The organism is Nocardia sp. 852002-20019_SCH5090214 (assembly GCF_001665865.1).
Taxonomy (GTDB): domain Bacteria; phylum Actinomycetota; class Actinomycetes; order Mycobacteriales; family Mycobacteriaceae; genus Nocardia; species Nocardia nova.
The window spans coordinates 76,033-99,548 of sequence record NZ_LZMK01000285.1; the positions used below are offsets into that span (position 1 = coordinate 76,033).

The following is a 23,516-nucleotide window of genomic DNA, read 5'->3' on the forward strand; positions in this document are numbered from 1 at the left end:
GTGATGACAAGTCGCAAATCCACTGGTCTGCGAACCGTGGATGTGGCGCGGCGGGCCGGCTGTTCCGTCCAGCAGATTCGCAACCTCGAACGCGACGGTGTGCTGCCCCCGGTCGAGCGCGGTCCGTCCGGGTATCGCACCTACCGTCGGGTGCATGTGCTGTCGGCCCACGCGTATCGGCTGCTGGCGACGGCCGTCGGGCCCGCCGAGGCGAGAGATGTTCTGCGCGCGACACATTCCGGGCAACCATTGCCCGCGCTGCTGGATGCCGCGCACGCGCGCCTCGACGCACAGCGCCGGGAACTGCGGCTGGGGAAGCGAGCGGCCGCGGCGATCGCGGACGAACCGATCGGGGATGCGACATCCGCCGACTCGATGACGGTGTCCGAACTGGCGGGCGCGCTCGGTGTGCGGCCGTCGACATTGCGGCACTGGGATGCGGAAGGGCTGGTCGTGCCCGGCCGGGCCGGGCCGCGCGGTGCGCGGCTGTACGCGCCGGAGGATGTGCGCGACGCGCGGATCGCGCATCAGCTCCGGCTCGCCGGATATCGCATACCGGCGCTGCGCGATCTGCTGTCTGCCCTCCGGGCTTTTCGAGGTGGTGGCGTGTCGGCCGCACTCGCGGCGCGGGAGGTCGAAATCGACACGCGCTCGTGGGCGTTGTTCGAGGCGGCCGCCCTGTTGTTCCGGATCGTTTCCCCGTCCGGCGACGACTCCTTCGAGGCCGGATGAACGGCCGCCGGCAATGTGTTTCGTTTTGCCCGGTCGGGTCGTCTGCCGGAGACGGCCCGGTCGGGATGTCGTTCGGCCGCCGTCGATCCTGTGCGCGGGGCAGGAGCGGGCGGCGGCCGACCCGGTGCGGTCACCCGCGAGCGCAGCTCACGACACGGGTGCGTCGGAGGCGATCTCCGGCGCCAAAGGTGCGATGGCGCCGATGATTTCGCCGACGGTCGGCTCCGGAACGCCGGCGTCCGTCAGGGCGTCGGTGAGGTGGCCGGCGACGAGGTTGAAGTGGTGCATGGTGATGCCGCGGCCCTGGTGGACCTGCTTCATCGGGGCGCCTGTGTACGGTTCGGGGCCGCCGAGGGCGGCGGCGAAGAACTCCACCTGGCGCCCCTTCAGCCTCGACATGTTGGTGCCGGTGAAGAAGCCGGCGAGATCCTCGTCGGCGAGGACGCGTACGTAGAAGTCCTCGACGACGGTTTCCAATGCTTCGTGCCCGCCGATCTGCTCGTAGATCGACGGGGCGGGCGCGGACGGGGCTGCGGACGATTTCGAGAAAAGTGACGAGATTCGCATGAAAACAGGAAATCAGCGGCGTGTTTCACCTCCGTTAGTTGTGTGTCGCCGACGGGTTGCCCTGTGTAGAAAGGCGGTTGCTCCGATCTCACCTCCGCCGCGGCCGGGCTGCGAGGTTTCTCTCGCTCCGATGACGAGCACGCGAGCCGCGCCCATCGAACTACGGGGTGGGCATCGCCGGCACCGCCCGGCTGGGGTCCACGCCGGAGAAGGCCAGCGAGATGACGAAACCGGCGGCCTCCTCCAGCTGACGTGCGCGGTCCAGACCGCCCAGCACCACCGGTACGGCGCCGACGTCGCGCACCAGGTGTTCGGTGGTGCGCAGGGCGGCCGGAGCGTCGCCGCAGATCGTGACCGACGGCGGTCGGTGAGTCGATCCGGTATCGGCGGTCGCGTCGGCTTCGGGTGCGGCCCACTGTTCGCTGGGGAACAGGTGGAACGCCTTGACCACGTGCGCTCCCGGCGCGAGTTCGGCCACGCGCTGCGCATGCGAGGTGCCGGGCGGCAGGCGCAGCACGCCGACCCCGTGATCGATCGCATTGGTCGCATCGATGACGGTGAGACCCGACAGCGCACCACCGGGCGCGCCCACCGCGCGCAGAACCTCCTCGACTCCGGTGTAGGCCACCGCCAGCAATACCGCGTCCGCAGTTCTTCTCGCCCCCGGCCCTACGGCGTCTGCGCCGCCCGCGACTGTCGCTGGGTGGGCCGCCGCCAAAGCGTGCGGGACCACCTTTCCGCCGGCCCCGATCTCCGTCAGCGGCACGGCCCGCACGCCGGCACCGAGCCGCCGCGCGAGCGCCTCGGCCTTGTCCATCGAACGCCCGGCCACCGTGATCTCGTGTCCGGCGCGGGCCCATCGGCGGCCCAGCGCCTCGGCCAAGGCGCCGGTGCCGAGAATCGTGATTCGCATCGTGTGCTCCTTCGAGTTGTCGATCCGGCGCTACGGTAGGACGGCCGATACGCACCGATCGGTGCGCGACGGATGGGTGATCATCACGGGATGAGCGGTTACGACGAGCATGCGGGCGAACTGGTCGCCGATTGCCGATTGCGCGCGGCCACAGACCTTTTCGCGCACACCTGGGATCCGGTGGTGCTGGTCGGACTGCTCGGCGGAGCGCGCCGGCGCAGCGAATTGCGGGCCGAGATCGGCGGCATCAGCGACAAGGCGCTCACCGAGGCCCTGCGCCGGCTGCTCGGCCACGGCCTGATCGAGCGTCACCGCTACGCACAAGCGCCACCACGCGTCGAATACGCGTTGACCCCGCTCGGGCTGAGCCTCGTCGAGGGCCCGATGCGCGCGCTCGGCGAGTGGGTGGAGGAGCACGGGGACGCACTGCTGGAGGCGGACCCGCTCGCCGAGTTCGACACGCACGAGCGCGGCTGACCCGCCGCCACCCCGGACCGCACAGTGACCGACCCGACACAGCCGCCCGGGCGCGGACCGCGAGCCGCCGGCGCTCGATAAGCTCGCCGGGTGACCGACGAGACGCTGCAGCAGGGCCCCATCCACGCCGTCCACACGGAGCTGGGCGCGACCTTCGCCCCGTTCGGGGGGTGGGAGATGCCGGTGCAGTACGCGGGCACCGTCGCCGAGCACACCTCCGTGCGGACCACCGTCGGGGTTTTCGATGTGAGCCACCTCGGCAAGGCGACCGTGCGCGGCGCGGGCGCGGCGGCGTTCGTGAACGCGGTGCTGACCAACGATCTCGGCCGCGTCGGGCCCGGGAAGGCGCAGTACACGCTGTGCTGCACCGAGCAGGGCGGGGTGATCGACGATCTGATCGCCTACTACGTCTCCGACGACGAGATCTTCCTGGTGCCGAATGCGGCCAATACCGCCGCGGTGGTGGCGGAGTTGCGTAAGGCCGCACCGGAGGGCATCACGATCACCGACGAGCACCGCGAGTACGCGGTCTTCGCGGTGCAGGGCCCGAAATCGGCGGAAGTGCTTGCCGCGCTGGGACTTCCGACCGATATGGAGTACATGGCATTCGCCGATGCCGAGTGGGACGGCCGTCCGGTACGCGTCTGCCGCACCGGATACACCGGTGAACACGGCTATGAACTGCTGCCGCGCTGGGCCGATGCCGAGGCGGTTTTCCGCGCGCTGGTGGCCCGGGTCGACGCGGCGGGCGGGCAGCCGGCCGGCCTGGGTGCGCGCGACACGCTGCGCACCGAGATGGGCTATCCGCTGCACGGCCACGAGCTGTCGCCGGAGATTTCGCCGGTGCAGGCCCGCGCGGGCTGGGCGGTCGGCTGGAAGAAGCCGGAGTTCTGGGGCAAAGCGGCTCTGACACAGGAGAAGTCGGCGGGCCCACGGCGAATCCTGCTGGGGCTCAGGGCGCTCGATCGCGGTGTGCTGCGTCAGGGTCAGACGGTGCTTCGTGGTGAGGAGGCCGTCGGTGAGACCACCTCGGGCACCTTCTCGCCGAGCCTCAAGGTCGGCATCGCCTTGGCACTGCTGGATACCGAGGCCGGACTGGAGCCGGGCGACGAGGTCGAGGTCGATGTGCGCGGCCGCCGGTTGCGCGCCGAGGTGGTGCGCCCGCCGTTCGTGACGCCGCATACTTCCTGAACGGCGGTCGCGGACCCTCTGCGTGTGGCGTAAATCATGACAGTTTCGGAGTGGAGGGTCCGGTGGCCGTGAGTGTGCTGCGCGAAGGGGGTACGCCGCTCGCTCCGGAGGGGCCGTTGCGGGACGAATACCTCGCATCGGACGCCGTCGACGGGGAATTATGTCCCGATTGTCGCGATTCTCGATCGCTGCTCGGCCCGTCTCCACGCAGGTCCGAGCATCGGCGTCGACGACCGCAGTTCTAGTATCGAGGTCATGACAGTCGCTGCACAGTTCACTCGTACCCCGCATCCCGCCCCGGTTCCGGCGGATCGGCGCACGGAGATTCTGGCGGCGCCCGGGTTCGGTCGCTACTTCACCGACCACATGGTGTCGATCGACTATCTCGACGGGCAGTGGACCAACGCGCGGGTCGAACCGTACGGGCCGCTGTCGATGGATCCGGCGACGATGGTGTTCCACTACGGTCAGGCCATCTTCGAAGGTCTCAAGGCGTATCGGCAGGCCGACGGCAGCATCGCCACCTTCCGCATCGATGCCAACGCGGCGCGGTTCCAGCGGTCGGCGCGACGACTGGCGATGGCGGAGTTGCCGGAGGAGTTGTTCATCGAATCGGTGCGTCAGCTGCTCGAGGTCGACGCGAACTGGGTGCCCGCGGCCGGTGGTGAGGAGTCGCTGTATCTGCGGCCGTTCATGTTCGCCACCGAGGCGGGACTCGGCGTGAAGCCCGCGGCCGGGTACAAGTACCTGCTGCTGGGTTCGCCTGCGGGAGCGTATTTTCCGCGTGGCGTGAAGCCGGTGCGGGTGTGGCTGTCCACCGAATACGTGCGCGCCGCCCCGGGCGGCACCGGTGAGGCCAAGGTCGCCGGCAACTACGCGTCCTCGCTGCTGGCGCAGCAGCAGGCCACCGACAAAGGCTGCGACCAGGTCGTGTGGCTCGACGCCTGCGAGCGCAAGTACGTCGAGGAGATGGGCACCAACAACCTGTTCTTCGTCTACGGTTCCGGTTCCGAGGCCCGGTTGGTCACCCCGGAGCTGTCGGGGTCGCTGCTGCCGGGCATCACCCGCGACAGTCTGCTGACCCTCGCCGCCGACTCCGGTTATCCGGTCGAGGAACGCAAGGTGTCGGTCGAGGAATGGCGCAACGGCGCCGAATCCGGCGAGATCACCGAGGTTTTCGCGTGCGGAACCGCCGCGGTCATCACCCCGGTCGGCTGGGTGCAGTCCGCCGAGGGCGAATTCGAGATCGGCGGCGGTGAGCCCGGCGAGGTCACGATGGCGCTGCGCGACACGCTGACCGGAATTCAGCGCGGCACGTTCGCCGACAATCACGGCTGGTTGCGCACCCTGGCGTGAAAGCCGGTGCCCCGGGGTCGGCCCGGGGCACCGCGGCAGGAATCGTCAATCGCGCGAGAGTGCTGCCTCGTAATGCTTTTCGACGTCGACATAGGCGTCGTCGGCCACATCGAAGATCACCTTCGCGATCTCACCGCCGGTGAATGCGAACGTGCCGCGATAATCGCTGCTGACCGGGTCGCCGACGTCGTAGCCGATGCACAGTCCTTCGCCGCAGAGGCTGAAATGACCGGGCTGCGTGCGGATTTCGGATTGCGTCACCGCTTGGTCGTCGATGTACAACGTGGCGGTGCCCCAGAATTCGCCGTGGTCGCCGGGGCGTTCCTTCCGGAATTCGACGCCGATGATGTGCTTGCCCGGTGCGGGTGCGTCGGCCCGCACCTGCTGCTCCGGCGGTATTCCCAGGAAATTGTAGGTGTAGGTGACCTTTCCGTCCCGGACATACAGCGCGTGACCGCCGAAGCGTGAACCTTGCGCGAAGATCACGCCCTCGGTGTCGGCCGTGGTGGTCACCTCCGCCAGCACCTTGAACGAGACCGCGTGCGTATTGGCCGCGGCCCGTTCCGGCACTTCGGTCGTTCCGGGGTAGTAGACGTATTTGCCGCCGGGTGGCACCGGGACCTTGAATTCCAGCCCGAGGAAGGTCTGCAGGTCCTTGCCGGTGACGCCGAGGTCGTTGAGCGGCAGCACCTTGTTGATCTCGGCTTCCCGGAACCACAGCCCGATCATGTCGCGAAGTTTGTCGGGATACTCCTCGGCCAGATCGTGATTCTCGGAGCGGTCGACATCGGTGTGATACAGCTCCCAGCGATCCTTGTCGAAATTGCTCAGGCCGCTGGTGGGCCCGTGCACGGTGACCGCCTTCCACCCTTCGTGCCAGATGGCCCGGTGCCCGAGCATCTCGTAGTACTGGGTTTCCTTCCGGGTGGGGGCATGCGCGGAATCGAAGGTGTACTTCATCGACACGCCCGACAGCGGATTCTGGTGAACGCCGTCGACCGTTTCCGGCATCGGCACACCGCAGCATTCGAGAATGGTCGGCACGATATCGGTGCAGTGGTGGTATTGGTCGCGGATCTCGCCGCGCGCTTCGATTCCCTTGGGCCAGAAGATGACCAGCGGATCGGCCACACCACCCTGATACGAATAGCGTTTGAACATCTTGAACGGTGTGGAGAAGGCCGCGGCCCATCCGGTCGGGTAGTGGTTGTAGGTGTCGGGGGTGCCGAGTTTGTCGATCATTTCGAGGTTGTCCTCGATATTGTCCGGATAGCCGTTGAAGAATTTGTTCTCGTTGACCGAGCCGTTCGGTGACCCCTCGCCGGAGGCGCCGTTGTCGGCGGCGTAGATCACCAGCGTGTTCTCCAGCTGGCCGGTTTCCTCCAGATAGTCGATGATGCGCCCGACCTGGTGATCGGTGTATTCGGAGAAGCCGGCGTACACCTCGGCCATGCGGGCGAACAGCTTTCGTTCCGGCTCACTCAGTTCCGACCAGGGACGCACCGCATCGGCCTCGGCGAACGTGCCCGGCGGCATCGGATTGAATGCGCTGAGTTCGGTGCCCTCGGGCAGGATGCCGCGTTCGATCATGCGCGGCAGCACCCACTCGCGGTAGGCGTCGTATCCGTCGTCGAACCTGCCCTTGTACTTGTCGATCCATTCCTTCGGGGCATGGTGCGGCGCGTGGTTGGCGCCGGGGCAGAACCACAGGTAGAACGGTTTGCCGGGGTGGGTCTGGCGCTGATCCTGGAGGAACGAGATGGTTTTGTCCGCAAGGTCTTTCGACAGGTGGTAGCCCTCTTCGGGCTGATACGGCTGGTCGATGAAGTGGTTGTCCTCGGCCAGATCCGGATACCACTGGTTGGTCTCACCGCCGACGAATCCGTAGAAGCGATCGAAGCCCTGTCCCAGCGGCCACCGCTCCCGCGACGAGCCGGCGGTCCACTCGTCGACGGGGATGTTGTGGTTCTTGCCGACCCAGTAGGTGCCCCAGCCGGCCTTCCGCAATACGGTGGCAATCGAGGCGTTCTCCGGCGGGATGTGAGAGCTGTAGCCGGGAAATCCCGACGAGGTCTCCGAGATCGAGGCGAATCCGTTGAGGTGATGGTTGCGGCCGGTGAGGAAGGTGGAGCGGGTCGGCGAGCACAGCGCCGTGGTGTGCCATTGGCTGTAGGTCAGTCCATCGCGCGACAGCCGGTCCATGGTCGGCATCTCGATCCGCCCGCCGTAGGGCGACCAGGCCGCGCATCCGGTGTCGTCGTACAGCACGACCAGCACATTCGGTGCGCCCTCCGGTGCCTTCTTCGCCAGGAAGGCGTCCCAATCGGGAACCGAGTCCCGGATGTCGAGATTGACGACGCCCTTGAACTGCCTATCGCTCATCGCTGGAACCCCTGTCGGAGACTGGTCTGCGTCACGGAGTAAGTGCCGCCTGCGAGTGCACCACCGGCCGGCGCGGCAAGCCTCATCCGCCCGGGGTGAATCCGGGTTTCGCCGACGTGGCCGCGCACGCAGTTGCCGATACCGCCCACGACCGGGCGAATCGGGCGGTACGGTCGGGTCAGCGTACGGTCGGCTACCGCTGCCGGCGTTGACGTTTCGGACAGTGAGGGAGAGGAAGTCATGCCACACCGCACCGACTCCGGCACCCACCACGCCTGCTGCGCACCGGCAGCGGGAAAGAGCGCCGATTCGACCGGCCACGATGCCGATGCCGGTCGGCCGGGCGAGGCGGATCGCCGCGCGGAGTTCGATGCCGCGCTGGTCGCCGTTCCCGGCGGCACCTTCACCATGGGAGACGAGAGCCGCTGGGCCTATCCCGGCGACGGCGAGGGGCCGTGTCACCGGGTCACCGTCGACGCCTTCGCCATCGGCCGGTACGCGGTGACCAATGCCGACTTCGCCGCATTCGTCGCCGACACCGGCTACCGCACCGATGCCGAGAAATACGGCTGGTCATTCGTCTTCGCCGGCTTGCTGCCGCCGGATATGCCGCCCACCCGCGCGGTGGTCAACGCTCCGTGGTGGCGGCAGGTGGAGGGCGCGGACTGGGCTCATCCGTTCGGGCCCGACTCGGATGTCGGCACCATGGCCGACCATCCTGTCGTCCACGTCTCCTGGGAGGACGCCCGGGCCTTCTGCACGTGGTCGGGCACGCGGCTGCCCACCGAGGCCGAATGGGAGTACGCCGCCCGCGCCGGATCCACCGGCCCGTTTCCCTGGGGCGAGGACTTCGAGCCGGACGGGCAGCGGCACATGAATGTCTTCACCGGCGAATTCCCCCGCACGGCCCCCGGCGCGCATCTCGGTACGATGCCCGTGAATGCCTACGCGCCCAACGGTTTCGGACTCTACAACACCACCGGGAATGTGTGGGAGTGGTGTTCGGACTACTTCTCGCCGGACTACTACCGGCACAGTCCCGAAGCGAATCCCACCGGACCCGATCTCGGCCGCGACCGGGTGATGCGGGGTGGATCGTATCTGTGCCACCTGTCCTATTGCCGTCGCTACCGGGTCTCGGCGCGGCAGGGCAGCGAGCCGGTCTCCTCGACGGGGAACCTGGGCTTCCGAGTGGTCGCTGACAGACCGGTGCAGTGAGGTCCCGCCCGGCCGAACCGACCGGGGGGAGTGGAGGGCAGATGAGCAGCGCGGTGGCGCCGACGCTCACCGGTTATCGCCGCACCTGGCTGCGGCCCGATATCCTGGCCGGGCTCAGTGCGGGTGCGGTCGTGATTCCGCAGGCCATGGCCTACGCGACCATCGCGGATCTGCCGGTGCAGATCGGCCTCTACACCTGCATGGTGCCGATGGTCGTCTACGCGCTGCTGGGCGGGTCGCGTACCGCGAGCGTGAGTACTGGAGCGCGACCGACCTACGTGCCGTCGGGTGTGTGTGGGCCGGTCGCCGCGTGACGGAGATACGGAGTCAGTAGCTCTCGGACGCGTGTCGCCACAGTGTCGACGGGGGCGTGGTTTTCGACCATGCGCGAGGCGGTGAGAACGACGGCGTTGATCAGTTCGGCGGTCGTCGCCGGATCGGGTGCGCCGAGTTCGGTCAGCGCGGCGATCAGCGGCGTGCGGAGTTCGTCGTGAATGGCGCGGCCCTGGGCGGCGAGGGCGTCGGGCGCGATATGGGTCGAAAGCCCTTGTACCACCGCGTGTTCGCCCTCGTCGACCAGTTCGAGATTGACCAGCGCATAGGTCAGGACTTTGGCGCCGGGGTCGTCGGCCGCGGCCATGCGCTCGGTGATCCGTGCGCTCCAGCGGGGTAGCGCATCGGCCAGTACCGCCTCGAACAGCTCGTCTCGTGAGCCGAAATACTGATAGACGCTGGGCCGGGCCAGACCGGCGCGGGCGGCCACCTCGGCGAGGGTGGGCGCCGCACCGGTCTGTTCGGAGAGGATCGCGCGCGCGGCGTCGAGGAGGGCACGCCGCTGCGCCTGCCGGTGTTCCGCGACAGTCGCCGCCTGAATCCTCGGCACGAAACCTCCTTCTCGCCGCGGCCGGGACGGTGTTTCACCCGGCCGGGCCGCATCCGACCCTATGCGACAGTGCTATCACATCCTGTCGCGGTCACACTCGGTCACGGTGTGCCCCGACCCTCAGCGCTCGGGGGTGAGGCGGCCGTCGACCATGGTCAACACGCGGTCACAGCGGTCGAGGATGTCGTGGTCGTGGGTGACCATGACGGTGGCGACCGCCGCCGCGCGGGTTTCGCGAGCCAGCAGTTCCACCACCTCCGCGCTGCGGGCGCGATCCAGGGCGGCGGTCGGCTCGTCGACCAGCAGGACTCGCGGCGAGCCGATCAGCGCCCGGGCGATGCCGACGCGCTGGCGTTCACCGCCGGACAGCTGCTCCGGTCGCCGATTCGCCTTCTCGCCCATGCCGACCGCGCCGAGCAACTCTCGCGGATCGCGGCGGGTGCCGGTGAGGCGGGCAACCAGCCGCAGTTGATCGGCGGCCGTGAGCGCGGGCAGCAGGTTGCCCGATTGGAAGACGAAACCGATGTGGTGCAGCCGGAATCGGGTGCGCTCGCGCGGGCCCAGGGCGGTGAGATCGGTGCCGCCGATGCGAACCCGTCCGGTATCCGGAGTGGTGAGACCGCCCGCCACGGCGAGCAGACTCGATTTACCGGAGCCGGAGGGTCCCATGATCGCGACGAATTCCCCGGGGTTGACCGACAGATGCACGTCGTCCAGCGCGGTCACCGTATCAGCGCCGTCGCCGAGGGTGAGGGTTACGCCGTCGAGTTCGAGTCCCGTCTTCGAGTCGGAAAGGTCGCTCGCGCGCGCATCCTCTTGTGTCGCAGCGCCTTTGCGTGTGGTGAAGATGCTCATCGGTTGGCTCCCAAGGCGGTGAGGGGATCGATTCTGGTGACGCGCACGATGGCGGCGGCCGCGCCCAGCACGCCGAGCAACACCAGCAGGCCGGCTCCGGTGGCGACGGCTGCGGGTTCGAGCGTGAACGGCATGCCGTGGATGAAACTGCTGCCGCCGACGGCGATCAGCACTCCGATGGCGGTCGCGCCGACCAGCACCACCACGGCCTGGGTGAGTCCGTCGACGAGCAGGAACCGCGTCGGCGCGCCGATCGCCCGCAACACCGCCAGTTCGCCCGTGCGCTGGATGGTCCACACCAGGAAGAACGCGCCGACCACCAGTGCCGAGATCGCGTAGAGGAACGCCTTGATCATCGTCATGGTCGCCATCTCCGCCGTATATCCCGGGGAAGCGTCGTAGGAGGCGGTGCGGGTCATGGCGGTCGTGTCCGCGGCCGCGTCGCCGGCGGTCAGGTCGAGTTTCGCACCCGGCTGCGCGCGCAGCGCCACGGCACTGGCCTCCCGGTAGGACTGCTCTCGCACCTGCTCACCCGGTTTCGCCCCGGCGTGGATCTGCTGCCAGGTGTGCAGCGGCACGTAGGCGACATCCACGTGGCCGAAGGTCTGTTTGCCCGCGGTGACACCGACGATCGTCAGCGTCGTGCCGAGCCGATCGATGACGACGGTGTCGCCGAGTCGCGCACCCTTGTCGAGGGCGGTCGCGCTCACGACGATGCCGTCCGGCCGATCCAGTCCTGTGCCCTGCGCCGCCGCCGGTGCCAGGAACGACTGCGGTTCGACGCCGAACAGCGCGAAGTCGACCGCGACGCCACCGCCGGTCTTGGCGTTGACCAGCGTATTGCCGAAGGGGGCCGCGTCGGCCACGCCCGGCTGGGATCGCCACGCCGCTACCTGTGCGGTGTCGATCGTGCTGCGGGTGAATGCCGAATCGGTCTTCGTGCCGTGCGCGAAGGCGAAGGCGTCGACCGGCAGGGCGCGCAGGCCGGAGACACCGTCGTCGACGAGTCCGGACGACAGCCCGGACAGCATCACGGTCAGGATCGAGATGAGCGCGACCACGCCGCCCATCAGGCCGAATCTCACTCGCGCGTACCACAGTTCGCGCAGTGCCAGGAACATGACAACACTCCTCACGGCTGCCGCCGGTCGGACCGGCGGCGCGACAGCACCATCTTCCTGACGGTGCGTCGGTAAGATATCAACGCCGCGTCGGCAAAAGTTCGCCGGGGTGGTGAATCCGCCCAGAAAATACGAAAAGCCCTCTCGCACAAGGCGAAAGGGCTCGGAGGGTGGAGGTGGTCGCTCAGCCGGGCATCAGCATATGCCACTGTTCGAGAGTGGTCGGGCGCATGACGTAGTTGTTCTCGCGTACCGACGACAGGGCCGCGCTGGGTTCTTCCGAGTACCAGTGGCCGGGGTAGACGACCGGGTCGCCGGACAGCTCGGCCAGGTGGCGCAGGCTGCGGAACATGGCGTCGGAATCGCCGCCGGGGAAGTCGGTGCGGCCGCAGCCGTCCACGAACAACGTGTCACCGGCGACGAGCCGGTCCTCGAACAGGAAGCACTGGCTGCCCGGCGTGTGGCCGGGGGTGTGCAGGAATTCGATCTCGACGCCACCGACGGCGAGGGTGTCGCCGTGGTCGTGTCCGGTCAGCTCGCTCGGCGCGATACCGGTGACATTGGCGACCCAGGACAGTTCCTCGTGGTTCACGTGCACCGGAACCTGCACCCGCTCGAGCAGTTCCTTCACCCCGCGCAGGGTGAAACCCATCATCGTGCCGCCCACGTGGTCGGGATGATGATGGGTTGCCAGCACACCGGTCAGCCGCAGGCCGTCGGCCTCGGCGATATCGACCAGATCACCCGCCGCGTACGCGGGATCCACCACCACACATTCGCCGGACTCGCGATCACCGATCAAATACGAGAAATTCCGCATCTGCGTGGCAATCGGATCGCCGACGGCCCAGTCCCGGCCCGCCAGCAGTTGACGAAAATATAAACGATCGGATCCCATACGCACACCCTATTGTTCGCCGGCGAACTCCGCGCATCCGGACGCAATGTTGTGAATCGTCACGGCCGCGGGCCGCCAGATGGCTCGGATTCTCGGGCCGGCGCTCAGCTCAGCAGCGCGCCGAGTTCGTCCGCGGCCTCCGGGCCGTACGCGCCGCGCAACCGTCGCAGCGCGTCGTCGCGGTCGAGCGACCACTCCTGGGTGCCCACGGTTTCCAGCACCAGCACCGCGGTCAGCGAACCCAGCTGCGCTGAGCGCTGCAGGCTGAGTCCGGCGGTGTGCCCGGTGAGGAAGCCGGCCCGGAACGCGTCGCCGACGCCGGTCGGGTCGACCTGCGAAAGTTCCGGCACCACTTCGACATTCACCTCGACACCATCACCGTCGACGATCAGCGCGCCCTTGGCGCCGAGGGTGGTGACACGAATGCCGACCCGGCGGCCGATCTCCTCGGGGGACAGGCCGGTCTTCTGCAGCAGCAGGCCCCACTCGTACTCGTTGGTGAAAAGGTATGTGGCGCCGTCGATCAGGGCGAGCGCCTGGTCGCCGTCGAGGCGGGCCAGCTGCTGTGAGGGGTCGGCGGCGAACGGGATACCGAGCTTGCGGCACTCCTCGGTGTGGCGCAGCATCGCGTCGGGATCGTTGGCGCCCACCAAAACCAGGTCCAGCGAACGGTTTTCGGCCACCTCGGCGATCGAGATGTCGCGGGCCTCGCTCATCGCGCCGGGATAGAACGACGCGATCTGGGCCATGCTCTCGTCGGTCGTGCAGACGAAGCGCGCGGTGTGCGCGGTGTCGGAGATCCGCACCGCCGAGCAGTCCACGCCGTGGCGCTCGAGCCAGTCGCGGTACTCACCGAAGTCGGGGCCGACCGCGCCGACCAGCAGCGGGTTCCCGTTCAGCAGACCCATCGCGTACGCGATGTTGCCGCCGACACCGCCTCGGCGAATCACCAGATCGTCGACCAGAAAACTCAACGACACGTGCTGCAACTGATCGGCAAGCAGGACGTCGGAGAATTTCCCCGGAAAACGCATCAAATGGTCGGTCGCGATGGAAGCGGACACAGCGATGGTCACGAAGCCCGGTCCTTGTCTGTCGAGGGCGGAATCAGCCTTACCGTACCGTGTGCACGACACGGCGCGGAACCTCCGCAGAGATTCCGCGCCGGGAGCAGATCGTCAGTTGAAGCTGTCGCCGCAGGCGCAGGAGCCGGTGGCGTTCGGGTTGTCGATCGTGAAGCCCTGCTTCTCGATCGTGTCGACGAAGTCGATGGACGCGCCCTGAACATAGGGGGCGCTCATCCGGTCGACGGCCAGCTTGACCCCGCCGAACTCGGCGGTCAGGTCGCCGTCGAGGGTGCGATCGTCGAAGAACAGCTGGTACCGCAGACCCGCGCAACCGCCCGGCTGCACCGCGATGCGCAGCGCCAGATCGTCGCGGCCCTCCTGGTCCAGCAGCGCCTTCGCCTTGGACGCGGCGGCGTCGGTCAGGATCACACCGTGGGTGGTGGTCTCGTTCTGCACAGTCATGAAGTCTCCTCGCAGACCCTCGTTACCCGTGAACGTTGTTTCCGTGAACAGCGCACGGCTCGGTAGCTGTCAACGCCACGTCGCGGGTGGCTATTCCAATCTTGCCACTGCGCGCGCCGGCGTGGGCCCGTCGGCCCCGGAATTGCCGGGTGGAGGGCGCTCGGACGTGCGAATCACCACACCCGCGGGGCGTGTCGTGGGGTACAGACCGGCCGGTCGGAGCCGGTTTGCCGGTATGGGCGGTATGACCGATCACACAGGCTCAGCGGAGACCGTATTTCCAGGCCGGTATGCCATCCAATAGCCTGGTCGGCGTGAAGTTCCTGCGCCGTGGCGATGCCAGCACCACCGACGACCACGTCGACGACACGTCGGCCGCGACCGACGACGACACGGCCACGGCAGCGCAGCGGCCCACACCGACCGCCGGCAAGGGGCGCCCGACGCCCAGGCGCCGCGATGTCGAGGGCAGGCGCCGCGGGCCGGTCGCGCCCGCGCCGCTGACCGCCAAGGAGGCCCGGGCCAGGCGCAAGGCCACCCGCGGCAACCGCGAGGAACGCAAGGTCGCCTCGGCCGAACGCCGGGCCGCCGCCGCCGATCGCCGCGCCCGGATGCTCGCCGGTGAGGACAAATATCTGCTGCCGCGCGACCGCGGCCCGGTTCGTGCCTACGTCCGGGACCTGGTCGACGCCCGCCGCAATCTGGTCGGATTGTTCATGCCGCTGGCGCTGGTGCTGATCCTGACCATGTTCCTCACCCCGCAGGTGCAGGCCTACGTCACCCTCGCGATGATCGTGATGATGCTGTTCATGGTCGCCGAGGGCTTCGTGATCGGCCGCCTGATCAACAAGCGGGTGCAGGAGCGCTATCCCGACGACACCACCTCGAGTTGGTCGCTGGGCTGGTACGCCTTCGTGCGCGCCTCCCAGATCCGCCGCATGCGCGCCCCGAAGCCGCGGGTGTCGCCCGGCGACGCGGTCTGAGTTTCGGGGATCCGGCGCCGGACCGCACGATCGTTCTCCGCGCGGGCGGCCGTATGTCCGGTCGGCGGGGCGGTTGCTGTGTACGTCTGGTCGAGGGCCGCCGCGAGTGTGCTGAACCGCGGCGCCGGACGGATCGAACTCGGCCGTTGCGGGGGCCTCGGGCTCGGAGAAGCAGCGCCTCGGGTGTGCGGCGGTCGGGGTACGGGCCGATTGGTACCGTGCTGACGTGGTGAACGATGCTGCGGGCGGCCGAGGGCTGCGGACGCTGGTGCTCGGTGGGGCGCGCTCGGGAAAATCCGCCTATGCCGAGGAGGTGGCCGGCCGCAGCGGACCGGTGCGCTACGTCGCGACCGCGGTTCCCGATCCCGCCGACGCCGACTTCGCCGATCGTATTGCCGCCCATCGCGTTCGGCGCCCCGGCACCTGGCATGTGGTGGAGGGCGATCCGATCACCGTGCTCGGTGACTCGGCGCCGGTGACGTTGATCGACGACCTCGGCACCTGGTTGACCGCCCGCATCGACGCGCGCGCGGCCTGGGAATCGCCGCGCGGAACCGTCGGCCCCGATATCGACGCGCTGGTGGCGGCGGTGACCGGCTATGCGGACCGCCTGCTGATCGTGAGCCCGGAGGTGGGACTGGGTGTGGTTCCGGCGACCGCGTCGGGACGACTGTTCCAGGACGAGATCGGGACGCTGAATCAGCGGCTCGCGGCGGTGTGCGACGAGGTCGTGCTGGTTGTCGCCGGAGTGCCGGTAGTCCTGAAGGGGGCCGGTACTTCGACCGGAAGCGGGATCGCGGCGGCCTCCGCCGCGGTCGCGGCCGCCGGGCTGGGAGATGTTGCGGCGCAGCGAGTCCTGGCTTCCGACAGCGCTGATTCCGCGGGCCGGGAGCGTCCGGTCCACGGGTCCGGTTTCGCCGACTCCGCTGCGGCGGAAAAAGCGTTGTCCTCCGGTCACGATGCGGACGGCGGCGCTACGCCGGCCTCGGACGCCGGAGCTACCGCTGCCGGCTCGGTGGTGGCTTCGACCCCGCGTGGCCTCGCCGAATTCGACGGCACCACACCGGCATTCGGTCCGGTCGCCGCGCCCGACGCACGGGTGCGGGCCGAGGCCGAGCAGCGGCAGTTGCAGTTGACCAAACCGGCGGGGGCGCTCGGGCGGTTGGAGACGCTGGGCAATTGGGTGGCGGCGTGCCAGGGGGAGTGCCCGCCGCATCAGTTCCGGCGTGCCCGGGTCGTGGTGTTCGCAGGCGACCACGGTGTGGCGCGACACGGCGTGTCGGCGTATCCGAGCGAGGTGACCGCGCAGATGGTCGCCAACTTCCTGGCCGGTGGGGCGGCGGTGAACGCGCTGGCGCGCCTCGCCGACGCGACCGTGCGGGTGGTGGACATCGCGGTGGACGCTGACACCGATCCGTCGGTCTCGGCACACAAGATTCGCCGCTCCAGCGGCGCCATCGACCGTGAGGACGCCCTCACCGAAGCCGAGCTGTACGCCGCGCTGGCGGCGGGCCGCGCGATCGCCGACGAGGAGATCGACAGCGGGGCCGACTTGCTGATCGCCGGCGATATGGGAATCGGAAACACCACGCCGGCAACGGTTCTCATCGCCACGCTCACCGACACCGAGCCGGTGGTGGCGATCGGCCGCGGCACCGGCGTCGACGATGCCGGATGGATGCGCAAGGCCTCCGCGATCCGCGACGCCATGTGGCGTGCGCGCCCGCACCGCCAGGACCCGTTCGCGCTGCTGCGGATCGCCGGTGGCGCCGATTTCGCCGCCACCGCCGGCTATCTCGCTCAGGCCGCCGCACGGCGCACGCCGGTGATTCTCGACGGTGTGGTGGTCACCGCAGCTGCGCTCATCGCCGAAATGCTCGCTCCCGGCGCGAAGCGCTGGTGGGTGGCGGGGCATCGGTCCACCGAGCCGGCGCACCCGCTGGCCCTCGCCAAGCTCGATCTGGAGCCGCTGGTCGAGCTGAACATGCGGCTCGGTGAAGGCTCCGGTGCGGTGAGCGCGCTGCCGCTGCTGCGTGCGGCCGTCGCCGCGCTCTCGGAGATGTCGACCTTCGGTGAGGCGGGGGTGAGCACCGCCGAATCCGATTCGGCCGCACCGGAAGTCGTGTCCTGAACGAGGGGCGCGGACCGGATCGCCCGGCCCGCACGGCCGGCCCCCCGAGCACGCGGCGGAAGGCCGGCCGGATCGGGTATCTCGTCGATCACCAGCGCGCCGGGTGTCGTCGGTCGGCGGCGCCGCACGCAGCATCGAGATGTGCGTGCTCTGGCATCGCCGGATCGGGGTTCCGGCCGTGATCGCGGCGGCTCGTCTCGCGCTCTCGTGGTTGACGGTGCTGCCGGTGCGCGGACCCGAGACGGTCGACCGCAGGGCGGCGGCGGGAGCGATCGCGGCCGCGCCGGTGGTCGGGGCGGTGCTGGGGGCCGGTGCCGCCGGGTTGCTGTGGGTACTGATCCGGGCCGGAACGGGTTTCGCGCTGGCCGGGCTGATCACCGTCGGTGCGCTGGGTCTGGCGACCCGCGGAATGCATCTGGACGGACTGGCCGATACCGCGGACGGGCTGGGCAGTTACGGCCCGCCGGAGCGTGCCCGGGAAATCATGAAGAGCGGCGGGGCGGGGCCCTTCGGGGTGGCCGCGTTGATCTTCGCCATCGGGGTTCAGGCGCTGTCGTTCGCCGCCCTCGCCGAGCACGGCCGCTGGTTCGCGGTCGGGCTGGCGGTGGCCGTCGGACGGGTTGCGGTCGTCCTCGCCTGCCGCGGATACGCTTCCGCTCCCGGCGCCGGATTCGGTGCGCTGGTGGCGCGCACGCAGTCGGCGGTGACACCGGCGGTCTGGACTCTCGCCGCGCTCGTCGCCGGCGTCTTCGCCGCGCCCGCGTCCTGGCTCGGGCCGGTCGCGGTCGCCGTGGCTCTGGCGGGTGCGGCTGTGCTGGTGTGGCATTGTGTGCGGCGTTTCGGCGGGCTCAACGGTGATGTGCTCGGCGCCGCCGTCGAGGTGACCGTCGCGGTCACCGCCGCGGTGCTGTCACTGTCCTGAGTTCCTCGCACCGCCCGATCGGCCGTACCGTTTCATCCACCCTGAAGGACTCCGACCAGCGAAAATGATTGTGCGTCAATAACGCAACGGCGTTGCCCCTGTTTGGGAATGAAACATCGGGGTATCCGTGAGCAATGACGGTGATAGAGCGGATCGCCGTTGTTGCCGCCCGTCGACGATGCCGAGCGCACGCGCGGCGATACCGGAGCCCGCCGAATTCGCAGCCCCCGGTATCGAGCGCAGGACCACCGCGCGATAAGACGACCTCGCGATCGACGAACGGTGCACCGAGGTCGAAGAGGGGAGCAGGTTTGTCGATTTCATCCCGTGAATCGAAGCGCAGGAACCCGGACAAAGGCTATGTCGCCCTGCTGGGTTGGAGTCTGAACGCGGTCGAAGCGGTGGACCGATTCGATCGGCGTTATGTGGTCGTTGCCCCGGAGTGGGCAGAGGAATATTGCACCGAGAACGAAATACCCTACCTCCGCTGGAATTTCGAGCGACTCAACGACCGGTCGATGGAAATCGCCGAGACCCTGAAGGAGATGGGCGTCGACGTCGCCATCCCGATCTTCGAGGAGACCGTGGAATGGGCGGGTGCGATCAACTCGGTGCTGCTGGACAATCCGCGGCTGCTCGGCCAGGCCATGCTGCTGCGCGACAAATCGCTGATGAAGCGGCGCGCGCAACTGGGCGGTATCCGGGTGGGCATCTTCGAGGAGGCACACGAGCGTGACGACGTCATCCGGTTCCTCAAGCGCGTCAACCAGACCCTGCTCAAACTCGACGGCGACCCGAACGATCCGATACATGTCAAGGCCTTCGACAAGGCCGGCTGCCTCGGTCACCGGGTGATCCGCACCCCCGACGAGATCGACGCCATCCCCGACGACGAGTTCCCGGTCCTGATGGAATCCCATTTGGACGGTTGGGAATTCGCGGTCGAGGCGTGGATCCACGACGGCAAGATCCGATTCCTCAACATCTCCGAATACGTGCGGCTCGGCTACTCCGTCTTCGTCCCCGCGACCCCGGAACTGGAAAAGTACCGGCCGGAGATCACCCGGCAGGTCGAAAAACTGATCAAGACCTTCGATATCGAATTCGGGTTCGTCCATCCGGAGTATTTCGTCACCAGCGACGGTGAGATGTACTTCGGCGAGGTCGCCTATCGCCCGCCCGGGTTCAAGGTGTTCGAATTGCTCGAGCGCGCATACGGATTCAACGCCTATCACGCGCTGGTACTCGCATTCGATCCGAAGACCACCGAGGAGGAGATCGTGGAGTTCTTCCCTCGGGAAGTGGTGGATGCGAAAGGACATGCCGGCTCGTTCGGCGTCTACCCGCGGCGGCGGGTGGTCAGCCGGTTGTCGATCCCGGAGGAGACGGAGGATCACGAGTATTTCGAAACCCACGAGCTCACCGCCCCGCTGTCGGAAAAGGTCACCAAGCGAACCGCATTCGGCAATCACTGGGGTCTGCTGTACTTCTTCGGCGAAGACCCGTACGCTCTGCGGGACCTGCTGAAGCGACAGGAAGAACTCGACTTCTACGTATGAATCCTTCTCGGCAGGAATGGATCACGGGAGGATCCTGATTGACTCCACTCGGCAGCGACGACGACACTCTGGACAGACGTCTCGCCACGCTGGACGAAGCCACGCGAATTCTGGGCGCCACCAGCGATTTCGGTAAGCAGGTGAAGCTGTCCAGGGTGCTGGGTGCGCTGCGGCGGGTGCTGCTGCTGCCCGGCGGCTGCGCGGCGGTGCGGGCGCGGGCGAGCGGTCTCGAGGCGGCCGGGCTGTTCCTGGGCACCGACTGGGCGAAACCGGAGATCCTCATCCCGGCGCTGAGTGTGGGCTCGTTGCGCAGCGCCAACGCCGACACGGTAGTGCTGGAGACGGTGAGCGATCTGCGCCTGCTGGCGGTGGCCAAGGGCGAGTTCACGCATCCGTCGGTGAGCGCGGAGCAGGCGCTGGGGCATCTGTCGCAGGTGCTGGCGGTGAACCTGAGTCTGCTGTTCACCCCGCCCAGCGAGGCCGAACGCGAACAGCAGGGGCGGATGGCGCGGGTCTCGCGGGAGCTGCTGCATCACCTGGTGGAGGAGATCGGCTACGAGAAGGTGCTCGAGCATCTCGTCGACGAGATCTGGCGGATTCTGCGCCAGCGACCCATCCAGGTCGAGCAGGTGAAGCGGATGATCACGCAGATCGCCGTCGCCCGCAGCAATCCCGATATCGATCTCGGCGCCACCGGGCTGGGTGCGGACCGGCTGATCAGCAGCCTCTACGGCACCACCGACGCCTGCCGGGAGGATCCGGGCGTCGAGGTCTACCGCACGCGCCTGGACGGTATGGACGACAGCGCATTGCAGTACGAGGCAACGGGTTTCGCGCGCTCGATGCACGACACCGGGCTGGTGTCGCCGTATCACGCGGTCCTGCTGCGGTTCCTGCTGACCAAGGGGGAATATCTGCTCGGTGAGGCGCTGGGCTTGTCCAGCACCGGGCGCGACAGCCTGCTGTGCTACCACGAACTCGTGCGCAACCTGATCGAGGAGGCCGTGCACGTCGAGACCGCGCAGGGCATCTACGGGCTCGCGCTGCTGCTGGAGCGGGGGATTCTGTATCAGCCGCCGGTCGCGCCCGCGCTGTGGCGGCAACTCGCGCTGCAGGTATCGCCGCGCTCGCGGGAGCGGCTGCACGAGGTGTTCGGGCCGGTGCCGGACGCACGGGCGCGGTTGCTGTCCGGGATGCTGTCGATTCTGGGCCTGCCGCTCGGCGTGGGACAGGGCGACAACCCGACCTGCCAGTCGGCGCGCGCCCTGTCGATGTGGGCTTACAACGATCCCGACTATCTGTTGCAGACCGTGGCGTGGGCGGCCCGCGACGACGAGATCGTCATGCATTTCGAGGGACAGCCGATCTCCTCGAAGGAGGCCGGTGCCGGGGTCGCGACCTCGCTGCCGATGGACCTTGACCCGGTATCGCTGCTGGTCGTCCCGCATCTCGATCGGATCTACGCCGAAATGGGGCGGCGCTGCGCCGGGCGCGAGGGCGATCCGCATCGGTGGATCAACCCCGAATTCCACGGCTGGTGGTCCGGCCGCGGATTCCGCATCAATGTCGACGTCGAGACCGGGCGGCTGATCGACGTCGACGAATTCCTGCGGCACTTCTACGCCAGCTACCACCCCTTCTACAACGGCAATCAGCCGCTGATCCACCCGCAGCCGGCCGGCATCGCGGTGACCGACAGCGCCGCCCGGTTCGTCGGCTGGCACGCGATCACCATCCTGCGGGTCAGCCTCGATCCGCAGGACACCATGCGGGTCTATTTCTACAATCCGAACAACGACAGTGGCCAGGACTGGGGCGACGGCGTGGTCGTCGGCACGGCCGGGCACGGGGAACGGTTCGGTGAGGGATCGCTGCCGTTCGAGCAATTCGCCTCGCGGCTCTACATCTTCCACTTCGACCCGCTCGAACGCGGCGAACCGGCCGCGGTGGCGCGTCCGGAGCTGGATCGGGTCGTCGGCTACATCCACCGCAGCTGGGGTGCCGACCGGTTGCCGGAGATCGTGAGCGATGCGCCGTCGTGACCCGGCGGATAGGTTGCGTGCACGGACGATTCACGGTGGCGAGCGGCTCTCGTGGCCGCGGGCGACGCGACCGCCGCGCGATCGTCGTGCTGTGGGTCAGCTGTCGGAGCGGGGGCGGGTGAGGATGAAGGAGTCCACCGGTTTCAGCGTGTCGGTGACGGCGTAGTAGGTGGCCGTCATGGTGGTGTGGCCGCCGGGGGAGCCGGGGTTCACGTCGAAAGCGCAGAAACCGTATGGGTGTTCGGGGTCTTTGAAGGCGGACCAGGGTGCTTGCTCCATCACGTAGATCGGCGCCTTCTTACCCGTGCCGGGGTCGACGGCGCCGACACCGGTGATCACCCGGCACTGCTGTCCGGGGAAGAACAGCCCGTTCGAGGGGGCGGAGGTGCCGCCGCCACCGATCACGAGATGCACTGTGCCCTTGGAGGTGTCGATGATCTCGGGTGCGGTCGCGGTGGCGGGTGTGACCGCCTCCGGGACCGGTTTCGGGGTGAGGGTGTCGCTGCCGAGGACGCCGCGGACGGGATGTGAACGCTCGTAATGGTGTTCGTGTCCGCACAGCACCAGATCGACCTGGTAGCGGTCGAACAGCGGCAGCCACTCCTGGCGGATCCCCAGATCGGCGCCGTTGGCCTTATCGGCCGAGGAGATCGCGGTCTGGTGCATGAACACGACGATCCAGTCGATGGCGCGGTCGGCTCGAGCGGCGGCCAGTTCCTCGTCGAGCCAGCGCTTCTGGGCGCCGCCCGAGTAGCCGTGCACGTAGGAGTTGCCGCCGTCCTGCAGGCAGATGTCGTCGTTGGCCACCGCGATCACCCGGACCGCGCCGACCGTGAAGGCGTACCAGAGCCCGCGCGCGAGATCCTCGGCCCCGCTGTCGGGCACGGTGAAATACGTTTGGAACGCCTCGTAACCGATCGGACCGTTGCCGCGTTCGTTCTCGTGATTGCCGGGCGCCGGCATCCACGGTCGGTGGCGAGCGGAGCGAGAATTGTTGGCCCACCAGTCGTTCCAGGTGCGGATCCGGTCGGTGGCGAGATTGGCGTAGCACAGGTCGCCGTTGACGAGATTGAAAAGCGGGGCGAGATGTTCGATCCCCGCGGTGACATCTCCGGCGACGGGGGAGCCGAGGTTGTCGTTGACGTAGCGGCCGTTGTCCAGTTTGCCGAGCGTCGGGGTGCCCTGATCGCCGAAACTGGTGAAGCGGAACGCGGCCCGGCCCGCCGGCGCGGTGCGGTGTGTGCCCAATTCCGGTGTGGCGCCGTCGTGTCCGGCCGCGTAGATGTAGTCGGTGTCCGGCGTGAGCCCGCTCAGCACCGCGTGATGGGCGTACACCTCCGTGCCCGAGGCGGCGTCCCGGTAGACCCGGGTCTGCGCCTGGGCGGTCGCGCCGAAACCCGTTGTCGCCGTGCCGAATCGCACCACCGGATTGCGCACCGAACCCGGACTCTGCCAGCTCACCACGGCCTCGCGCGCGGCGTCGGCGCCGAACTGCAGGTGCAACCCCGTGACCGGTGGTGCCGCCACCCGGGCCGGCTCGATCGCCAATTCCGGCGACAGCGGCCAGAATCGCCCGCCGCTGCCGGTCGACGATCCGTCGCCGTGCAATGCCGCCGTCGTCCCCGCGCCCACGGCCAGCCCGGCGATCGCCGCCGCCCCCGACGCGCCGAACAGCCACCGCCGGCTCACCCCGCGCGATCGGTCGGGGCGAGCGCCGCCATCCTCGGGCCCTCCTACTCGAGCAGCGGCGTCCGGCC

21 protein-coding genes are annotated in these 23,516 nt (G+C 68.4%); 11 read left to right on the forward strand and 10 right to left on the reverse strand.

The window, feature by feature from the left end:
• Positions 1-3: 3 nt before the first annotated feature.
• Positions 4-732 (forward strand): MerR family transcriptional regulator, encoded by a 729-nt coding sequence (locus tag A5780_RS22265; protein ID WP_064909500.1) that lies wholly within the window; start codon positions 4-6, stop codon positions 730-732.
• A gap of 147 nt (positions 733-879) precedes the next feature.
• Here A5780_RS22265 and A5780_RS22270 read toward each other — a convergent pair whose 3' ends face one another.
• Together A5780_RS22270 and A5780_RS22275 are read right to left on the reverse strand one after the other, a co-directional pair.
• Positions 880-1,299, reverse strand: coding sequence for a group 1 truncated hemoglobin (locus A5780_RS22270; RefSeq protein ID WP_030514801.1), 420 nt, complete (start codon positions 1,297-1,299; stop codon positions 880-882).
• 160 nt (positions 1,300-1,459) lie between these two features.
• Positions 1,460-2,212 carry an NADPH-dependent F420 reductase gene (locus A5780_RS22275; protein WP_064909501.1) on the reverse strand — a complete coding sequence of 251 codons (753 nt, stop codon included), beginning with the start codon at positions 2,210-2,212 and terminating at the stop codon, positions 1,460-1,462.
• Positions 2,213-2,302: 90 nt separating this feature from the next.
• On the opposite strand from A5780_RS22275, the gene A5780_RS22280 reads away from it, so the two are divergent.
• The 3 genes from A5780_RS22280 (at position 2,303) to A5780_RS22290 (ending at position 5,236) form a co-directional block, all read left to right on the forward strand.
• A complete protein-coding gene (locus tag A5780_RS22280) occupies positions 2,303-2,689 on the forward strand; it encodes a helix-turn-helix domain-containing protein (RefSeq protein ID WP_063015983.1) in 387 nt (128 codons plus the stop codon).
• A 90-nt stretch (positions 2,690-2,779) separates the two neighbouring features.
• Positions 2,780-3,880: a glycine cleavage system aminomethyltransferase GcvT gene (gcvT, locus tag A5780_RS22285; RefSeq protein WP_064909502.1), complete on the forward strand. Its 1,101-nt coding sequence runs from the start codon at positions 2,780-2,782 to the stop codon at positions 3,878-3,880.
• A gap of 255 nt (positions 3,881-4,135) precedes the next feature.
• Positions 4,136-5,236 carry a branched-chain amino acid aminotransferase gene (locus tag A5780_RS22290; protein ID WP_064909503.1) on the forward strand — a complete coding sequence of 367 codons (1,101 nt, stop codon included), beginning with the start codon at positions 4,136-4,138 and terminating at the stop codon, positions 5,234-5,236.
• A 45-nt stretch (positions 5,237-5,281) separates the two neighbouring features.
• Here the strand turns inward: A5780_RS22290 and A5780_RS22295 are convergent, their stop codons facing one another.
• Positions 5,282-7,618, reverse strand: coding sequence for an arylsulfatase (locus A5780_RS22295; protein WP_064909504.1), 2,337 nt, complete (start codon positions 7,616-7,618; stop codon positions 5,282-5,284).
• A 240-nt stretch (positions 7,619-7,858) separates the two neighbouring features.
• Here A5780_RS22295 and A5780_RS22300 point away from each other — a divergent pair, with 240 nt between their 5' ends.
• On the forward strand, positions 7,859-8,836 hold the full coding sequence (locus A5780_RS22300) for a formylglycine-generating enzyme family protein (protein ID WP_082976645.1): 978 nt from the start codon (positions 7,859-7,861) through the stop codon (positions 8,834-8,836).
• Between the two features lie 41 nt (positions 8,837-8,877).
• Positions 8,878-9,150, forward strand: a complete 273-nt coding sequence (locus A5780_RS22305) for a SulP family inorganic anion transporter (RefSeq protein WP_030514794.1) — start codon at positions 8,878-8,880, stop codon at positions 9,148-9,150.
• Here the strand turns inward: A5780_RS22305 and A5780_RS22310 are convergent.
• The 6 genes from A5780_RS22310 to A5780_RS22335 form a co-directional block, all read right to left on the reverse strand.
• Complete coding sequence (locus A5780_RS22310) at positions 9,111-9,719, reverse strand: TetR/AcrR family transcriptional regulator (RefSeq protein WP_030514793.1); 609 nt, start codon at positions 9,717-9,719, stop codon at positions 9,111-9,113. The two genes, A5780_RS22305 and A5780_RS22310, sit on opposite strands and share 40 nt — an antisense overlap.
• 120 nt (positions 9,720-9,839) lie before the next feature.
• Entirely contained in the window at positions 9,840-10,574 is a 735-nt protein-coding gene (locus tag A5780_RS22315) for an ABC transporter ATP-binding protein (protein ID WP_064909505.1), read from the reverse strand.
• Positions 10,571-11,695 (reverse strand): FtsX-like permease family protein, encoded by a 1,125-nt coding sequence (locus A5780_RS22320; protein ID WP_030514791.1) that lies wholly within the window; start codon positions 11,693-11,695, stop codon positions 10,571-10,573. Before A5780_RS22320 ends, A5780_RS22315 begins: the two co-directional genes overlap by 4 nt.
• Positions 11,696-11,879: 184 nt before the next feature.
• Complete coding sequence (locus A5780_RS22325; protein ID WP_030514790.1) at positions 11,880-12,593, reverse strand: MBL fold metallo-hydrolase; 714 nt, start codon at positions 12,591-12,593, stop codon at positions 11,880-11,882.
• A gap of 104 nt (positions 12,594-12,697) precedes the next feature.
• A complete protein-coding gene (locus A5780_RS22330) occupies positions 12,698-13,669 on the reverse strand; it encodes a carbohydrate kinase family protein (protein ID WP_063015976.1) in 972 nt (323 codons plus the stop codon).
• A gap of 102 nt (positions 13,670-13,771) precedes the next feature.
• On the reverse strand, positions 13,772-14,122 hold the full coding sequence (locus A5780_RS22335; protein WP_036500157.1) for an iron-sulfur cluster assembly accessory protein: 351 nt from the start codon (positions 14,120-14,122) through the stop codon (positions 13,772-13,774).
• A 290-nt stretch (positions 14,123-14,412) separates the two neighbouring features.
• On the opposite strand from A5780_RS22335, the gene A5780_RS22340 reads away from it, so the two are divergent.
• The 5 genes from A5780_RS22340 (at position 14,413) to A5780_RS22360 (ending at position 21,759) form a co-directional block, all read left to right on the forward strand.
• Positions 14,413-15,105, forward strand: a complete 693-nt coding sequence (locus A5780_RS22340) for a DUF3043 domain-containing protein (protein ID WP_245007664.1) — start codon at positions 14,413-14,415, stop codon at positions 15,103-15,105.
• A 226-nt stretch (positions 15,106-15,331) separates the two neighbouring features.
• Entirely contained in the window at positions 15,332-17,236 is a 1,905-nt protein-coding gene (gene cobT, locus A5780_RS22345; RefSeq protein ID WP_082976646.1) for a nicotinate-nucleotide--dimethylbenzimidazole phosphoribosyltransferase, read from the forward strand.
• A gap of 181 nt (positions 17,237-17,417) precedes the next feature.
• Positions 17,418-18,158 carry an adenosylcobinamide-GDP ribazoletransferase gene (locus tag A5780_RS22350; protein ID WP_245921449.1) on the forward strand — a complete coding sequence of 247 codons (741 nt, stop codon included), beginning with the start codon at positions 17,418-17,420 and terminating at the stop codon, positions 18,156-18,158.
• Positions 18,159-18,676: 518 nt separating this feature from the next.
• Entirely contained in the window at positions 18,677-19,717 is a 1,041-nt protein-coding gene (locus A5780_RS22355; protein ID WP_369817451.1) for an acetyl-CoA carboxylase biotin carboxylase subunit family protein, read from the forward strand.
• Between the two features lie 38 nt (positions 19,718-19,755).
• Entirely contained in the window at positions 19,756-21,759 is a 2,004-nt protein-coding gene (locus A5780_RS22360) for a hypothetical protein (RefSeq protein ID WP_030514783.1), read from the forward strand.
• A 96-nt stretch (positions 21,760-21,855) separates the two neighbouring features.
• On the opposite strand, the gene A5780_RS22365 is transcribed toward A5780_RS22360, so the two are convergent.
• Positions 21,856-23,448 (reverse strand): metallophosphoesterase family protein, encoded by a 1,593-nt coding sequence (locus A5780_RS22365; protein WP_064909506.1) that lies wholly within the window; start codon positions 23,446-23,448, stop codon positions 21,856-21,858.
• Between the last annotated feature and the right edge of the window lie 68 nt (positions 23,449-23,516).